Origin of the sequence: uncultured Methylobacterium sp. (assembly GCF_964244095.1) — a bacterium.
Classification (GTDB): Bacteria; Pseudomonadota; Alphaproteobacteria; order Rhizobiales; family Beijerinckiaceae; genus Methylobacterium.
The window spans coordinates 1-15,590 of sequence record NZ_CAXTHR010000087.1 but is presented as its reverse complement, the minus strand read 5'-3'; the positions used below and the strand labels follow the sequence as shown (position 1 = coordinate 15,590).

10 protein-coding genes and 1 pseudogene are annotated in these 15,590 nt (G+C 64.2%); 4 read left to right on the top strand and 7 right to left on the bottom strand.

Annotation, left to right across the window (positions count from 1 at the left end; all coding sequences use genetic code 11):
• The first annotated feature begins 825 nt into the window (after positions 1-825).
• From ACFE86_RS14240 to ACFE86_RS14230, 3 genes and pseudogenes are all read left to right on the top strand, one after another.
• Positions 826-1,686 (top strand): tyrosine-type recombinase/integrase, encoded by an 861-nt coding sequence (locus tag ACFE86_RS14240; RefSeq protein WP_375455983.1) that lies wholly within the window; start codon positions 826-828, stop codon positions 1,684-1,686.
• A 15-nt stretch (positions 1,687-1,701) separates the two neighbouring features.
• A pseudogene (locus ACFE86_RS14235) lies at positions 1,702-2,908 on the top strand (IS91 family transposase).
• Positions 2,909-4,579: 1,671 nt separating this feature from the next.
• A complete protein-coding gene (locus ACFE86_RS14230; protein ID WP_375455982.1) occupies positions 4,580-5,221 on the top strand; it encodes a hypothetical protein in 642 nt (213 codons plus the stop codon).
• Positions 5,222-5,580: 359 nt separating this feature from the next.
• On the opposite strand, the gene ACFE86_RS14225 is transcribed toward ACFE86_RS14230, so the two are convergent.
• The gene (locus tag ACFE86_RS14225; protein WP_375455981.1) at positions 5,581-5,952 is read right to left on the bottom strand and encodes a helix-turn-helix domain-containing protein; all 372 of its coding nucleotides are present in this window, start codon (positions 5,950-5,952) and stop codon (positions 5,581-5,583) included.
• 52 nt (positions 5,953-6,004) lie between these two features.
• On the opposite strand from ACFE86_RS14225, the gene ACFE86_RS14220 reads away from it, so the two are divergent.
• Complete coding sequence (locus ACFE86_RS14220; protein WP_375455980.1) at positions 6,005-6,541, top strand: NADAR family protein; 537 nt, start codon at positions 6,005-6,007, stop codon at positions 6,539-6,541.
• A 33-nt stretch (positions 6,542-6,574) separates the two neighbouring features.
• Here ACFE86_RS14220 and ACFE86_RS14215 read toward each other — a convergent pair whose 3' ends face one another.
• The 6 genes from ACFE86_RS14215 to ACFE86_RS14190 all read right to left on the bottom strand — a co-directional run.
• Positions 6,575-7,522, bottom strand: coding sequence for a PfkB family carbohydrate kinase (locus tag ACFE86_RS14215; protein WP_375455989.1), 948 nt, complete (start codon positions 7,520-7,522; stop codon positions 6,575-6,577).
• 24 nt (positions 7,523-7,546) lie between these two features.
• Positions 7,547-9,505, bottom strand: a complete 1,959-nt coding sequence (locus tag ACFE86_RS14210; RefSeq protein WP_375455979.1) for a hypothetical protein — start codon at positions 9,503-9,505, stop codon at positions 7,547-7,549.
• Positions 9,505-10,659, bottom strand: a complete 1,155-nt coding sequence (locus ACFE86_RS14205) for a hypothetical protein (RefSeq protein ID WP_375455978.1) — start codon at positions 10,657-10,659, stop codon at positions 9,505-9,507. Before ACFE86_RS14205 ends, ACFE86_RS14210 begins: the two co-directional genes overlap by 1 nt.
• 8 nt (positions 10,660-10,667) lie before the next feature.
• Positions 10,668-12,581, bottom strand: a complete 1,914-nt coding sequence (locus tag ACFE86_RS14200) for a hypothetical protein (protein WP_375455977.1) — start codon at positions 12,579-12,581, stop codon at positions 10,668-10,670.
• A 3-nt stretch (positions 12,582-12,584) separates the two neighbouring features.
• Complete coding sequence (locus ACFE86_RS14195) at positions 12,585-13,712, bottom strand: hypothetical protein (protein WP_375455976.1); 1,128 nt, start codon at positions 13,710-13,712, stop codon at positions 12,585-12,587.
• Between the two features lie 561 nt (positions 13,713-14,273).
• Positions 14,274-15,590, bottom strand: a 1,317-nt coding sequence (locus ACFE86_RS14190; RefSeq protein ID WP_375455975.1) for a VapE domain-containing protein, incomplete at its 5' end; no start/stop codon positions are given.

The window sequence follows — 15,590 nt, the reverse complement described above, 5'->3', positions numbered from 1 at the left end:
TCGAGCTGCGCGATCGTGAAGGCGGCCGCGAAGTCCCGCGCCGCCGCCTCCATCTCGCGCGTGACCGTGCCGTTGCGCCTCATCATGCCGACGGTGTCCACCGTACGATGGACGACGGCCTCCCGGCTCGTGTCCGGGTCGACCATGCGGACCGGCTCTGTGGGGACGACCGCCAGCCGTGGGCCGGCTAGCGTCACCGCCCTGTTCCGCTTCTTTGCCGCAGCCTTCGTGCCCATGCCATCCTCCGTCGTTCTGCAGGAGGACAGGGCTACCCAGAGCCGGCATGTCGGAGGAAACCTATTCGCCGGGAGTGCAGGCGATCGGGCCTGTCACCATCCTACCGTCCCCATTCTCGCGGCGGAAAAGCGAACGGGATCAACGCTGTCACCAAAGTCACCGTTGTCACACGCACGGCCCAACATCTCGTATGGAGGCGTGTGTTTCCCCTTGCGAACTCCTTCTCTCGCTCTCGTCACGACCAAGCCGACATCGGTGACGATGGTGACTTTGGTGACAGCGTTGATCCTGTTTATGTTTCCGCGTCACCGACCCGCCTTCGCCGTCACCGACCATCGGTGACCGCGCTGGGGGGGAGCTGCCCCGTCTCGCCTTCGACGAGGGCTCATTTCGGCCGGTCAGCCGAGTCCGGCGCCCTCTCCGAAGAAGACGCTGCAGCAGCTCAGCTTGGATCTGGATTGCGCCATGGGGCTAAGCCGCTCTCGCGGCAGGGGCGTCGCGTGTCGGCCGCAGTTCGGATGATGATGTAGGGGCGCTCGCCCTGTCTGAGGATCGTGAGGTTCACCTCACCCCAGACGGGAGCCTTCCATGATCTCCGAAGCCGTTTCTCCGCTGCGCCGGCGGATGATCGAGGACATGACCATCCGCCAGTTCGGCGGGAAGACCAAAAGCGACTACATTCGGCAGGTCCACGAGTTCGCGGTGTTCCTCGGCCGCTCGCCGGACCGGGCCGAGCCGGAGGATCTCCGGCGCTACCAGCTTCACATGGCCTCGCTCGGCGCGAGCTACGCCCGCATGAACATGGCCGCGACGGCACTGCGGTTCTTCTTCCACACGACGCTGGGCCGGACGGGCTTCGGCGACCGCATGGCCCGGATACCCACGCCCGAGCGCCTGCCGGTCGTGCTCAGCCCCGAGGAGGTCGCGCTGCTGCTCGCGCACGCGCCGAGCTTGAAGTACCGCGCGGCGCTGAGCGTCGCCTACGGCTGCGGCCTGCGCGTCTCCGAGACCGCTAACCTGAAGGTCGCCGATATCGACAGCGCCCGCATGCTGATCCGGGTCGAGCAGGGCAAGGGCCGCAAGGACCGATTCGTCATGCTCGCGCCCGACCTCCCCGACCTGCTGCGGCAGTGGTGGCGGGTGAAGCGCCCGCGCGGCTGGCTCTTCCCCGGACAGCAGCCCGCCCAGCCGATCACCACCCGTCAGCTCAACCGGGCCTGCCACGCCGCCGCCGAGGCCGCCAGGCTCGACAAGCGTGTCTCGATGCACACCCTGCGGCACAGCTTCGCCACGCATCTCCTGGAGCGCAAGACCGATATCCGCGTCATCCAGGTGCTGCTCGGGCACAGGAAGCTCGACACCACCGCCGTCTATACGCGGGTCGCCATGAAGGCGATCCGCGAGGTGACGAGCCCGCTGGCGCTGCTGGCACCACCGCCACCGCCATAGGCCACCGCGCCCGTCGTGGCGCGGTCTCCTCTTGAGGTCGCGGATATCCTGAACCGGCACGGTGACGCCTTCCTCGCGCACCATCGCCTCAGCCGCGGCCAGATGAAGGTCATCGGCGCGATCCGAGCCTGCCGCACGGCGGCGCTCGGCGGCCATGTCGCGCGCTGCGAAGACTGCGATCACAGCCGGATCGCCTACAACTCCTGCCGCAACCGGCACTGCCCGAAGTGCCAGGGGCAGACCGCGCGGGCGTGGCTGGAGCGGCGTCAGGCCGACCTGCTGCCGGTGCCGTACTACCACGTCGTCTTCACCCTGCCGGCACCGGTCGCCGCCGTGGCCTTCCAGAACAAGGCCGTGGTCTACGACATCCTTTTCCGCACCGCCGCCGACACGCTGCTGACCATCGCGGCCGATCCGAAGCATCTGGGCGCAAAGATCGGGCTGACCGCCGTGCTCCACACCTGGGGCTCGGCCATGACGCACCACCCGCATGTGCACATCGTCGTGCCGGGCAGTGGCCTCTCGTCCGACGGCGCCCGCTGGAATCGCCTGCCGGCCGGGCTTCTTCCTGCCCGTGCGCGTGCTCTCGCGCCTGTTCCGCCGGCTGTTCCTCGACCGGCTGGCCGAGGCCCATCGCGCTGGCCGGCTCGCCTTCCACGGCGAGTTGGCCACGCTCGCCGAGGCAGGCGCCTTCACGACTCATCTCGCGCCGCTGCGGCGCGCCGAGTGGGTCGTCTACGCCAAGCGCCCCTTCGCAGGTCCCGAGGCCGTGCTCGCCTACCTGTCGCGCTACACCCACCGCGTCGCCATCGCCAACAGCCGGCTGCTGGCCCTCGACGAACGCGGGGTCACGTTCCGCTGGAAGGACTATCGGGCTCGGGACGGCGCGAAGGACAGCGCATGGATCAAGACCATGACGCTGGCCCCCGACGAGTTCATCCGCCGCTTCCTGCTCCACGTGCTACCCGACGGCTTTCATCGCATCCGTCACTACGGCCTGTTCGCCAGCGGCACGCGGGCTGCCAACATCGCCCGGATCAGGAGCCTGCTCATGCCGATGCAGGCACCCTGCGAGGCCGATCCCAAACCCGCCGCCGTCACCGCTGCGCTCGCGGGACCAGTCTGCCCATGTTGCGGCGGACGTCTGGTCGTCATCGAGCGCTTCCACCGCAGCAAGGTCCCGAAGCTGGGCTCGATCGCCGTCGGGATCGATACGTCATGACCACCGCCCCGAGCCTGATCGCGATCGCCGACCGACACACTGCGGGATCACCGTCCCGCATCGAGACCGCTCGTGCCACGACGCTCGTTCTCGGTCAGGTCACCCCGTTCGACACCACTCCTCGCCATCATCGCGGCCGCAGTATGCGGTCACGAAGGCCGATCTGCGCCCTGGGATCGTGCCTGATCAGCGCTCCGGATCAGACCCGAGACGGCCGCCGCGCCCTCAAATCCCCATAACGCGCGAGCCGTTTCCCCGCGTCGCTGCGCCCCCGCGGCTTCCTCCCCTGGAGGTTTTCGAACGCCGGCCCTCAGCCCGAGCCCAGCCGTCGCGCATGGGCCGCCATCCGAAAACCTTCACAAGACCCGACATCGGGCGCCTGCCAAAATGCGGACATTCACCTCTACCAAACGCTGCGCTAACCCTTCAGCACTTCGCTTAACCTGCTGGCGACAGCGTCGGGCTCGGGACGGCATTCGAGGCGGTGTCACATCTAACACGACGCCTTCGCGGGCCGGTGCCGGCTTCACTCGTCGATGATCTGCAGTACGGCAGCGTCAGGCAATCCGGGCGGAGCGTGCGCTGATGTCGGCTAGGTCGAGACTGATGCAAATGGGAACATGGCGCCGGCTGGGTACTGGTATCGGCTCGGCAGCGATTCGGCTGGGCATTGACGGCCGCGGCGGGCAACGTTGGTCAAGACGGGTGATCGGGACCGTGTTGTCGCTGCAACAGGCGACCGGTATGAACGCGGCAGCTCACCTTCAATCTTGCGGTCCGAGCCTTCGCACTGGTTTACTTGGCTACAAATAAAAGCGGTGCGTAGGAGGGGCGTATGAGGTTGCTCGTTGCCATGACCGCATGTGCTGCGCTTGGTGCTTGTGCCCAGACTACAGCCATCCCTCTCGCGCCAGGAGATAACGTCACTCAAGGAGTCCGCATATACGATAAGAAACCGATTCTAATGGTGTTCAACAAGGGAGCCACAATAGAATATATACCTAACTATAATCGCGGTTACGCTCTTCAATTCACGGCATTCCTAGCAAAAAACGATGTCAAAGCGCAGTTCGAGAATAATAGCATCTCGAAACTTGACAGTAACTTGGACTCGACAGAGATCATCAAGCTGCTCACGACGATCGCAAGCGGTCTGATCGGGGCGCCTCCTCCGGCAAATCCGAAGCCAAGCGCGGGTGAGATGGCGCTTGGGCCCCTTCGAGCGATGTACGAATTTCAGTTCTCGGACGAGGGAGACTTCGCCGGCCTTCGTCGCATGGACAGCGGGTTTCCGCGGCCGCTGCCGGAAGCGCCTTCCGCTCCTCCGCCGGCGGGTGGCGGAAACCCGGGAGGCGGCGCACCTCCAGTCACTAACCGGTCCTAAGTATGGCCGGCCGGAAGCCCCGGACGCAGCCGTGGAAGCGCCGGACGATCTTCCGGGCTGCCCTTCGCAAGTCACGGCGTTGGGGCAAGTCCTTAGCGCGTCTCGCCAACGTGCGAACGGTCGGTGTAGGCTACAAGTTCTCCGGCGGGCGTATGACTTCCGAGCTCTCTGTGACGGTGTACGTCGCTGTAAAAGGTTCCGTACCCGCAAATGATCGTGTCCCAGCGCGCATGCGGCTACAGACGTGGGCAAATCCGGGAAGATTTCTTCGGACCGATGTCATCGAAATGGCCGAGTTGCCGAAGCTCAGCGCCGTTGGATCTGGCCACAAGCTCGGGCCCGTCGGAGGGATCTGCGCGATTGCATGGAGCAATACTGCGGGCTCTTATGTGATCACGAACGACCATGTCGTGCGCAACATTCGCACTGGTCAGATCCGGCCTGATATCGTCATCGAGGACGAGGGAGGCCGCTTCAGGGGTCTCGTGTCACGCTCGACTGGCGTCACGATGGCTCGCGACAACGAGCATGACGCGGCGATCGTGTCATTTGCACCGGAGATGCGAATCTATCCTTGGTCCGTTCCGGAGGGCAGGATCGCTGAGGTCGGAGAGATTGGGCAGGGAAAGCTCTACCAATACAATGTCGACGGGCTGCCACCCATCGTCTGCCGCGCGATCGCCAAGATTACCAACCGACTTGCCTTCGACGTACCCGGTTCGCCTGGCTTGGTCTATTACTGCCTGAATTTCTGGATTCTTCAGGTAGAGCGAGGGACAACACTCGGTGGTCATTCCGGCGCGTTGCTCCACCGGGGCATTCCGGGCGGCGCGCTCGCGGCCGGGCTGCTCTTCGCTCGGCTGGAGCAATACAATCAGGCTCTCGCCTTCAGCGCCAACGCGGAATGGAAAGCTCTCGGCTTAATCTGACGAGCGCCGGGCTTCACTGCAGCACCGAAACACTGCCGTTCCATCTTGACGGCAGAACCGGGCGGAACGCGCTGCTGCGGACGTGACTATCAGGTCAGCGTTGACCTATGCCTGGCGGAGCACATCGAGCACGCCTTGTGTTGCTGTTTCATGGATCGGCTAGTGATTGATGAGGAACCGGTTCGGGCCGTAGCGGCCTAGCTTCGGGCTGCATGGCCTTAAGCGTCACGACGAGTTGAGCCGCAGAGTTCCTGATCGGCCGACCGTACGGGCAAATTGCGCTTTGAGCTTCGCTCTGCCCGGGACAGATCAAGTCAAGGTGTCTTCGCCCGAGCAAGGCGCGTGCAACACGGCGGCCGTCACGCCGACCTGCGGAGTTCTCGTAGGTCACGCAGCAGGCGCACGATCCTCGCGGCGTCCTCGGGCGTTTTATCCCAGAGCAGGTCGATCTCTCGCAATATTGCTTCGATGCGCGTGGGAGAACCTGAGCTTGCACTCGGATGTTCCGCTGACGGGGCTTCCACCAAAGCCGTCGTGTCGATGCCAAGCGCAATGCAAATCTGCACGACATTGTGGCTCATTGTTCGGAACTCTCCGCGGCAAATCCGGCTCACCTGGCTCGGATCGACGCGCGCTTTTGCTGCCAAAACGGAGTAGCTGGAGCCGCTTTGCTCGACACGCTCAACGAGCTGCCGGCGAAGGCTGTCCCTTGCTTCTGGCGAGAGCTTCATGCAAATCTGCATTATGACGTGCAAGGACGATTCGCAAGGAGGCTCGGACGCGATGGCAACAGCGGAGGAAATTAGGTTCTATCGAGCGAGCGAGCGGCCCTGGGGGGCGTTCAGCAATCTCTTTCGTCGCGAGATCGAGTTCGAAGGTGAGCTCTTCCCGACGTCCGAACACGCCTACCAGGCCGGCAAGGCGCGCAAGCCCGAGGTCCGTGCCTGGCTGATGAGTGCACCTTCACCGGCACTCCTCGCGATGGCAGCTCACGGCCTTTACACGTGGGACGTGACTCCTGGTTGGTCTCGCTTCAAGTTCGACCGAATGCGAGGCGTTCTTCGTGCGAAGTTCAAGCAGCACGACGACCTTCGCCACCTGCTTCTGAGCACGGGGAACGCGCGCCTGGTGGAGGCGGCTACGGTCGATAATCCCGTCAACCGACTCTGGGGCGAAGTGAACGGGGTCGGGAAGAACATGCTCGGGGAGCTCCTGATGGAGCTGCGCCGTGAGCTGCAAGACATCGGGTGCCGTCAGACTCGGCAGCAGAGAACCGGTCGGAACTCGGAGGCGTCCGTGCCCCTCGTCGCGGCCGAGTAATTCGCCTTCGGCCGGCCTGCCTCCTTGGCGACCCTAAGTTCGTGCAGAAGGTGCTCTCGCCTGGCACACGGAGGCGCCCGCGCGTCCATCTAGAACGGAACGTGCGAATTCCGCTCCAAGGACATTGAAGATGCCTCGAGCTCCGACGAAGGCGCAGTTCGCCGTTGCGAGCCTCTGACCGGCCAAGACGCCCTCGAGAATGACTTCGATGTCCCAATACGACCGCGGCTTACCGGACAGCATGTGGTCGATCACGCCGACACTGACCATGTCTCCGGAGCCGCAAGTGTCCAAGACGTTCCATGCCGGGATCGCGGCACACCAGTGGCGACGGGCACCCTGTGACACTTCGAGCCCGGCCGCACCGTGCGTGACAATACGGATCGTGCACGGGTCGAACTCGAGATCGTGGAGATTTTGCCCGAAGCTTTCGGCCGAAAGTTTTAGGACGGTCACGGTCCGCAAGGCTCGCGAGAACAGTTCCGCGTCCTCGAGATCCGACGGTTCGAAGAACACCACCGCCCCCGAACCGCGTGCCGTCTCCATCGCGTTGACGATCGAGGACGACAGTCGGTCCGCATAGAATACGGCGCAGCCCCGTAAGGCCGGTTCCGCAAGAGCGACTTCGGCGTCGCCGATCGGACGGTACCGCGGGTACTCGCTGTTCGTTTCGGGGCACCTGAAGCTGAACAGGTGCCTACTAGAAGTGCCTTCGAACAGCTGCGCCAGGATCGGCGAGGCGAGATCGGAGCGCCGAAAAATTAGGTTCGTTGCGGCACCTGCCTCGGCGAATTCGCCGACCAGACGATCGCCGACCGTGTCGATACCGAGAACGAGGAGCGGTGCGACCGACCTCTGCAGCATCGCCAACGAGAGGAGCACGTTTCCACACGAGCCACCCAGCGCCTCTGCCGGCGTGGGTGCGTCGGTGTAGACGCGGTCGAGGACCGTGAACCCGGTCCCAGCGACTTCGACCGGCATGCTGTCCACTCGAATTGGTCCTGTTCACTCTTTGTACATGTCGACCGCTGGAAGCGCCAGACCCAGACTGCCCAGATCGAGCTTCATCCCGACACCGTCGGGTGACGGTCGGAGCCCCTTCAATATGCTGGAGAGCGCATCCGGACCCGTGCGGGACGATCCGAAGACCGACCAGCAGACGTCCAGCCTGGAACAGACCTCCCCTACACTGATTCCGTAGGGAAGTCCGAGTAAGACGTGATCGTTCCCGCCTTCGGCGCCACTATCGCCTATGCACAGGATGTCTACCGCTCCCTCGGGCGGCAGTTCGTCGCTGAGCGCCCGCACGACCGCCGTCTTGCACGTCTCTTCCCGTACGACGTCGAAGCTGTGCTGAGAGCGTGTCATTCTCAACGGAGAGCTCGTTTCCCGGATAAACTCACCCAGTGATCGAGAGAAGGCATTTGGGTCGAGAAGATCAGCCAGATCGACCGAGAGTTGAACTCTGCTGTCCTTTACCTTGGGCTGTCGAAACAAATCCGGACGGGACTTCAGCCAGTCCGCGACACGGTCGATGCTGGGGTGAGAATCGGGGCGATGCGTCCGGATGTCGACGTCGAGAGCTCTGAGGTAAGCGCCGTTGTAGTAGCCCACGAGCACATGCCGATGATGCCGCTCGGGAAGGAGTTCCCGCAGCATTTCGCCGACGGAACCTCCTCGGCCGGTCGCTAGCGCCACCCGCAATCCTTCGTCTAACAGCCGTTCGAGCTCGGCCAGAACCTCTGGGCGCGGCGGATCGTATCTACCGGCGTTGGTCACGACCGTGCCGTCGTAATCAAGCACCACGCCACCGAACCTCGCGTTCGCGAACCTGCTTCGGACGGATTTCTCGATCGCGGCCAGGTCGGCGCCCTCATGTTCCGGTCGGTCGCGCGCAGCGAGGGCAAAGCTCTTGTGACGAAGCGCGGGGCCGAGCTTGCTCGAAAGTCGCTTCAGCCCTCGGGCTTCGTAGATCGGTCTCGCGAACGGCCCCGGGCTGGGCTTTGCTGGGTCCACCCCGAGTGAGTTCGCGACCGACTCGACAAATGCGAAGCCTTCGATGAGCGCGGAGAAGATCTCGCGTCGCCCGCAGTGCCCCTTCCGCAACTCGGTCCGCCTGACCGCGGCCGGTACATGCGCCTCGATCTCCGACCAGAGTTCGCGCGTGTCCGACCCGGTGAGCGCGTGAATCACGGTCTCATTCGGCCGATGGGCCAGCCACACGTGCCGGCCGTGAGCGAAGTTCCGCAAGTCGGTTCGCTGAACGGGACAGAGAGCAGCCTCCCAGAACGAGGTTTCGATGAGCACGGCAGCGGCTGCGAGGCGAGGATCGTGCAGCAATAGGAGCGTGTCTCCTCGTCGTGGACCTTCGACGCCGTGTTCGGCCTCGCGAGCACGGGCGAGTTCTCGGCGCGAGAACAAGCTCAGGTTCTCGATCTCGCGAGTCGGATCGACGCCGTTAGAGCTGCAGTCTGCGGCTAGAAGCAGTGCCGAGACGGCGGCAACGAGGGAGTTGGTCGCGAGAAATCCGTCTTTATCATCGGCGACCGGGACCACGTGGACAGCGGCCCTCGCCGTATCACGTGCAGAACGTGCGAGGGCACCATCGATATTAGACGTCACGATCTGGATCGAGCCGGATCCTCGGGAAACGGCAGCTTGAAACGATGCCTCGACATCGGGATTGTTGCCGCGGGCGCTGAAAAGCCAGACCTGAGACTCGGACAGATCCTCCGTGCCGAGCGTGAATTCAAGCGGTGTTTGGACCAGCGTCGGACCGCGCTGCACCGAACGACGGCAACCGGCAAGATATTCCGCCGCGACCGCGGAACCTCCCGAGCCGACCGCGACGGCCAATCGCGAACGTCCTTCGACGAGGGCCGCCGCGATGGCCGAGATGCTCGCCGGCGACGCACGCGCGACCGTATCCGGAAGCTTGTCCAGCTTCTCTGTAAAAGCAGGCATCAACGATTCCGTTCAGACGTGCCGGCTGCTGCCGATACCTGCTCCGTCGGCGCACTCACGATGTCCGTCGGCGCGATGGCGCGATACCCGTCGTAGACAGGCCCGTGCAGCCACACATGAACGATGGTGTCTCCAGACGAAGGCTCCTTCGGCTTGGACCAATCGTACCGGAGCGTTTCGACGTACTGGACCGTGAGATTGTACTCGATCGCGGCCATCATGGCACCGACCGCCATCACTTTGCTCCCGATAGGGGACAATACGATCTGGGGAAAGTAGATGCCCCGGACCGTTCGATCGAAGCGCTCTTTCAGGGTCGAAATCGTCCTGTACGAATCCAGCGGGTTTCGCTCCGACACGTAGATCAGGTCGCCTGCGCTCACCTGCCAGTCGTCTCTGAGCCGCATGCCGAACTCCGCGATCAGATCGTCGGCACGGCGCGGATTTCTCGCCGGAAACGGCAGCATCGGGCAGACCTTGTAAACCGCCTGCAGAGACGCTTGTATTCGGTCGAGCGCCGCAGCACCGCAGCGTGCAAGTTGAGGCAGCCAGATTCTCGCGACGGTATCGTCGCCGAGCGGCGTGTCACCGGCGTAGCCGCGTACGCTCATGGCGCGGTCGGCAGGCTCGCCGACTATGGTCTCGTCGAGTTCGGGGTTGGACGCGACGAAGAGGTGGAAGTTCAGGTCGGAACGACGCTCACAGGCGTCGAGTAGCAGCTTCGCGACCGGGAACGCGATTCCGAGCGAGACCGCACTCATGTCGAGCACCACGTCCGTCGTATTCTGCGCCACGTCGAGCGCCCTGAAGACTTCGCTCGCGCGCGCCGCGCCGACCGGTGCGCCGTCTTCGGCAAAGATCGCTATCTCGACGATCTTCGCGGACGAGACCAAGTCTCGGAGTCTCGCCTCATTCTCGTCGGCTGTGGTCCTGAGGTCGAGCCCCGGGTCGCTGCGCTCCTCCCGGATCAGGACGGCCTCGAGACGGCTTCCCAGAGCCTTCGCGAGCAGCGTGGGAACGAGGGCGGCACGTGGATCGAAACCGGCACCCGCCACGAGCAGGCATCGACGATCCGGCCTGGCGAAGTAGTCTTGGACGAACGACGCGACCTGCTCGTCGAAGTGAGTGACACAGTTGTTCCAGTGCGGACGCATCATTGTCCTCAAACGGTGTCGACCATGGCCTTCAGATCGGCCACTCGACGTTCCAGAAAGCCGCCCCGGTGCAGGGTCAGCCCATGTGCGAGGCAAACAGGGCCTGACAGTTCCAGCAGGCACCAATGCTTGCCGCCCTGGCCGTAATCGCGGACCGCGACGATGGCCCCGTACGCCACCGCGAACTTCAGCACCGTGGCGAGTTCGTGCGCGCCGGAGAGGAGCTCGGGCATCTCGTGTTCGGGAACGGCGACCGCGTTCACACCGGCGCCGTAGCGTGCATTCTCCAAGTCGGACGCCTTCTCGCATTGCTCGGCAATGGCCTTAACGAGGCCGCGAACCTTGTCGGCGAACGGGAACCTCCAGTCTTGGATCAGCTCCCGGCTCTTCTGCAGAAGTTCACCCTCTTGCAGTCCGGGGCCGAGCACGGGATCGAGCCCGCGAATGACTCTCGTCTCCATTCGCGAGACGAGCGCGCCGGCTAGGTGCAGGAAGACCTCGGCGTTTTCGTTGCTCGCGTCGCAGAGGTCGTCGAGTCCGTAGTGGAATGGGCGCTGAAACTTGCGATGCAGAAGCGAGCGTGCGGCTTCGGCGACGTCCGCATCGGCTTTGAGCGGCTTCAAGGGCTCCGGGTCCTCGTTCTCGAAAAGCCCGGGCAGTTGGCGCGCGATCCGCTTGGTGTACCTGTGCAGGAGAACGCGAGTCATGCCCAACTTGACCTCTTCGACGATGTCGGCCGCTCGCGTGCCTTTGGCTCCTTTCGCGTAAGTCTCGACGAGCTCCTCGATCTTCTCCCGCCGGACCGTCGCGACCCCAAGGTTTCTCTGATCCTGGTCGACGAGCCGTCGAACCTCCGCGAGTTTCGACCTCGTCAATCGAGGCGGCTCGGTCGCGAGAAGGCGGCGGAAGTTCGTCACGCCCCGATCTCTCAGCGGCTGGACGAGCCTGAGGTAGCGATCCGCCATGTCGGTCGCCATACGGCGGAACAGCAGCCGGTCGTCTCCACGCTCGGGAGACTGCATGAACACGTCGACGTAGTCGCGGCCGCGCTTGAGACCGGGAAGTGCGTCTTCGTCCGAGCGGAACACCGTGCCGGGGGTGAGGGCATCGAGACGCATCATCATCCAGCGCCCGAACTTCATCTCGCGCCGCGCCAGAACCCGGAGCAAGGCGTCGAACTGCTTCGGGTGGAGCGTGTGCACGTCGTCGAGCACCACTAGCGGACGTAGGCGGATCGGCTCACCTTCCCAGTCGATCTCGATCTCGCGTATCGCCTCGAACGGCTGGTACGGATCGCGCGCGTCCGGCGGAATTTCGTCCAGCGCAGGCGGGATCAGACTCGCGCCCACGGTGTAGACCGCTCTTTCGACGGCGCGCGCGCGGTCCCTGACGGCAACGGAATCGAGCCCCCCGATCTGGTCGAGTTGAGCCTCGGCGCCCTCGCGGGCAATGAAGCGGATCTGCTCCGGTCTACGCCGGCGGTCCGAACAGAGGTTACGGAAGAGGCCGAGTATGGTCCGCGCTTGGAGCAGCGAGGTGATCAGTCTCGTCTTGACCAGCCCGTCGTAGGGCAGCTCCCAGAAGTCGCGGTACTCCGATTCCATGGGCAAGCGCACGGCCGCCACTGAGGGACGATCGCCGTTCGTCAGACCGCACGACGCCAGCGCTCCGGCCAGCGCCCTGTTACTTTCGCTGCTCTGATCCCTCAGCACGGTCTCGACGAGCCGAAACTCGACGAGGCTCGCCATCATCGTCTTGCCGCTGCCAGGGCTTCCGATGAGCCGGATGGGCACTTCGAAGAGCACGTCCGAGGAAACGCGCTTCCCGACGAACGTGGTCAGTGGGTCGGGGCTCACGATCGAGAGGAACGTCGAGTCGTCGCGAATGAACTCGGTCGCGCGCCGGAGGAAGGGGTTCGTCATAGCTCAGCCGTGCCGGTCACGACGCCGGAATAGCGGCTCGATCCGAGGTCCCAAGCTGTCATCGGTCTCGGCCCACAACAGGGGTATGCTGTTGTTGGGAGTGTTGTGTTCGAGAACGATGGGCAGCGCGCATTCCCCGTACCCAAGCTTCATGTCCGTTTGTCCCGCCTCACGGCAATGCTTCTCCAGCCTCTTAAAAAGCGAGTGATCGTAGTATGCTTCACAGATCGCGAGCATCTCATGGTCGTCCGTGCCGGACAGCTTGAGGCTTGAAGGGAGGCAGAGGCCTTCCGTCACGGTCCACGTTCCGTATGAGCGTTCTGCCCACTCGTTCTGGGCAAAGGCCATGCGTTCCAGCAACGCCGAACGGGCCTGATGGCTGGACAGATAATGGTGGACGTGCAGCGCGAAGCCGTCCGCCAGCGGAAATGCGTCCCCCAGATCCCGCTTGGCCTCGCAAACGATCGCGTTGAACTTCTTCAGTTTGCCCTTCCAGGCGCTTCCGACGCGCCGGATGAAGGTCGTTCCCGACGCGGTGAAGTCGTCGACCAAGTACACGCTGTCGAACTTTGCCCCGGGTCCCTGCTCCATTTTTAGATTGTCCGCGAGGTCGCGCCATTTCTCGTCGTCTACGTTCATGACCGGCACGACCTGCTCGGGTGAGAGCCGTGCCGCGTTGGCCCTGCGTAGCATGTCGATGCGGCTTCCGTCGCTCATGCCCACGAACAGCGTTCGCCTCAGACGGTTCTTGAATTCCAGGGCTCCCCGACCGGTCGACCAAACCTCGTACGGTGCACAGCCGAGCTCGTGCGCGACGACCACTCGGAGGTTGGGTGTAACGACCTCGGGAACAAAAGCTTCTATGAGGCGCAGCAGCTCGGGTGACGAAATGTAGACGAGCCGGAGTTTGACGAACGCGTACGCCGCCTGCCGGTCCGCGACCGAGAACTGCTGCAGCCAAGCCGTCAAGCTCTCCAGGAAGCGCACACCGGCACGAAAATCGGCGTAGCCGTCATACTTGATCGAAGACATTAATCGAAGCCACGCGTACTCGCGCGTCGCAACTCCGTCTCCGTCGTCGCCCCATCCCATGATCTCGGCGATGAGGTTCAGGGCCATCTTGTCGTTCATCGAAATCCTTCAGCCGTAACCGGAGGGTGATTCGTTGTGCGCCTTGTACGTGCGGGCAAGTCTCAAGGGTTTGAACCCGCGTGATCACCACGAAGAACATCCAAGCGTACCGCACGCCGGAACCGGCTCAACCGCGGCGGTCGATCCAGCTCCGTACCATGCCGATCGCTATTGACACGCCCTCAGCGCGTGGTTTGCGAGAGCGCCATTTAGACCCATTGGTAGGCGTTGGCACTCTCAGTCAACGCGCAGTTGCAGCCGTCGCGGCGACGGGACGGCGTTGTAAAGAGCTTGCGCCCGACTCGTGCAGCGGTCGACAGCGAAGCGAGTAGAACTTACTTACTGCGCAGGTGAACTTAATAGAAAATCCACATGTACTAGTATTATTTCCACGATATATCTAGAAAGAGGCATACTAAATACATAAGCCGCTCATCGTGTTTAGCAGCGATGGTATTCGCGATTATACAGGCTTGCAAGCGCTTCTGTCCTGAAGCAGATCTTATCAACGTTGGCTATGAGGTCACAAGCGGTCACCACGAGAGAGATTGCGGCGGCGGGTCAGGACGTGATCGGGTCCTGACGCCAGCGCCATTCCCGGCGCTCGCCCTCTCGGCGCTGGTAGCGCTGCCAGCCGGCCTCCGTCAGGATCGCGGCGACGCGCTGCTGATCCCCTCGATTCCAGCGTCCGACCTCGATGCCGAGCGCCGCTCCGAGCAGCTCGCTCATCGTCGTGTCGCGGATCGGTTCCCGTCGGGGGATGCGTCGGACCGTCGGCGGCCCGTAGCCGTGATCGTCCGTGACCGTCTCGGTCTCGCACCAGTCCCGGATGCGCTCCTCCCAGGCATCCCGCTGCAGCCGCGCCGACTGCTCGACCGCAGCCGCATCGATGAGGTCGCGATCGTCGAGCCACCAAGGCTCGCCGGCACGGAAGCGCACGACCGCCTCCGCCCAAAGCTGGTCGCGCGCCGCCGCGAGCGCCCCGACGTCGATCTCGCCACAGCGCACCGGCCAGAACCTTCGGCCGCCCGAGGCATCGCGGAGGTAGGCATCGTCGTTCACGGATCCCGCGAACACGCAGGAGCGGGGGCTCTCCACGAGCCGCCGGCCATAAGGCGGGCGGAAACGGTCCGTGGTCCGGCTCATGAAGGCCTTGATGCGCGACACCTCAGCCCGGCTGACCGCGTCGAGTTCGGCCAGCTCGATCACCCAGGCCCCGCGAGTCTGCATGGCCGCGTCGCGCGAGCCGAGGTCGGCCAGCTCGTCCGTGAACCACGGCTCCGCAAGGGTGCGGAGCGCCGTCGACTTCCGGATGCCCTGTGCTCCCTCGAGGATCAGCGCGCAGTCGGCCTTGCAGCCCGGCCGGAAGATGCGGGCGACGGCGCCGATCATCCAGCGCGTCCCGACCGCCCGGGCGTAGGCCGTGTCGTCCACGCCCAAATGGTCGATCAGCCAGTGCTCGAGCCTCGGCTGTCCGTCCCACGCGATCGACGACAGGTAATCCCGGACGGGATGAAACGGCGTCTCGCGGGCGACGGTCTCGACGGCCTGGCTGACGGTGTCGGGCCGGACGTCGATCCCGGCACGCTGCAGCCATTCGGTGGAGAGCCGGTCGTCGGTCTCGGTCCACTCGCGGATTGCGGTGAAGCCGCCCCAGGGCGGATGGCCGATCAGGCAGGCGCCGGCGCGGAACTCGTCGAACCCGAGCACGCCCTGCCATTCGGGGGCATGCCGCAGGGCGGTGATCGCGTTGGCGAGGTTCGGGCGCGGCTCGCCGAACTCGGACAGGATCAGCTTGCCGATCCAGCTCGGGCGACCGCCGTCGGCGGCGCGCCTGGCCTCGCCGCGCAGATGCCGCAGCGCCTCGCCGAGCACGGA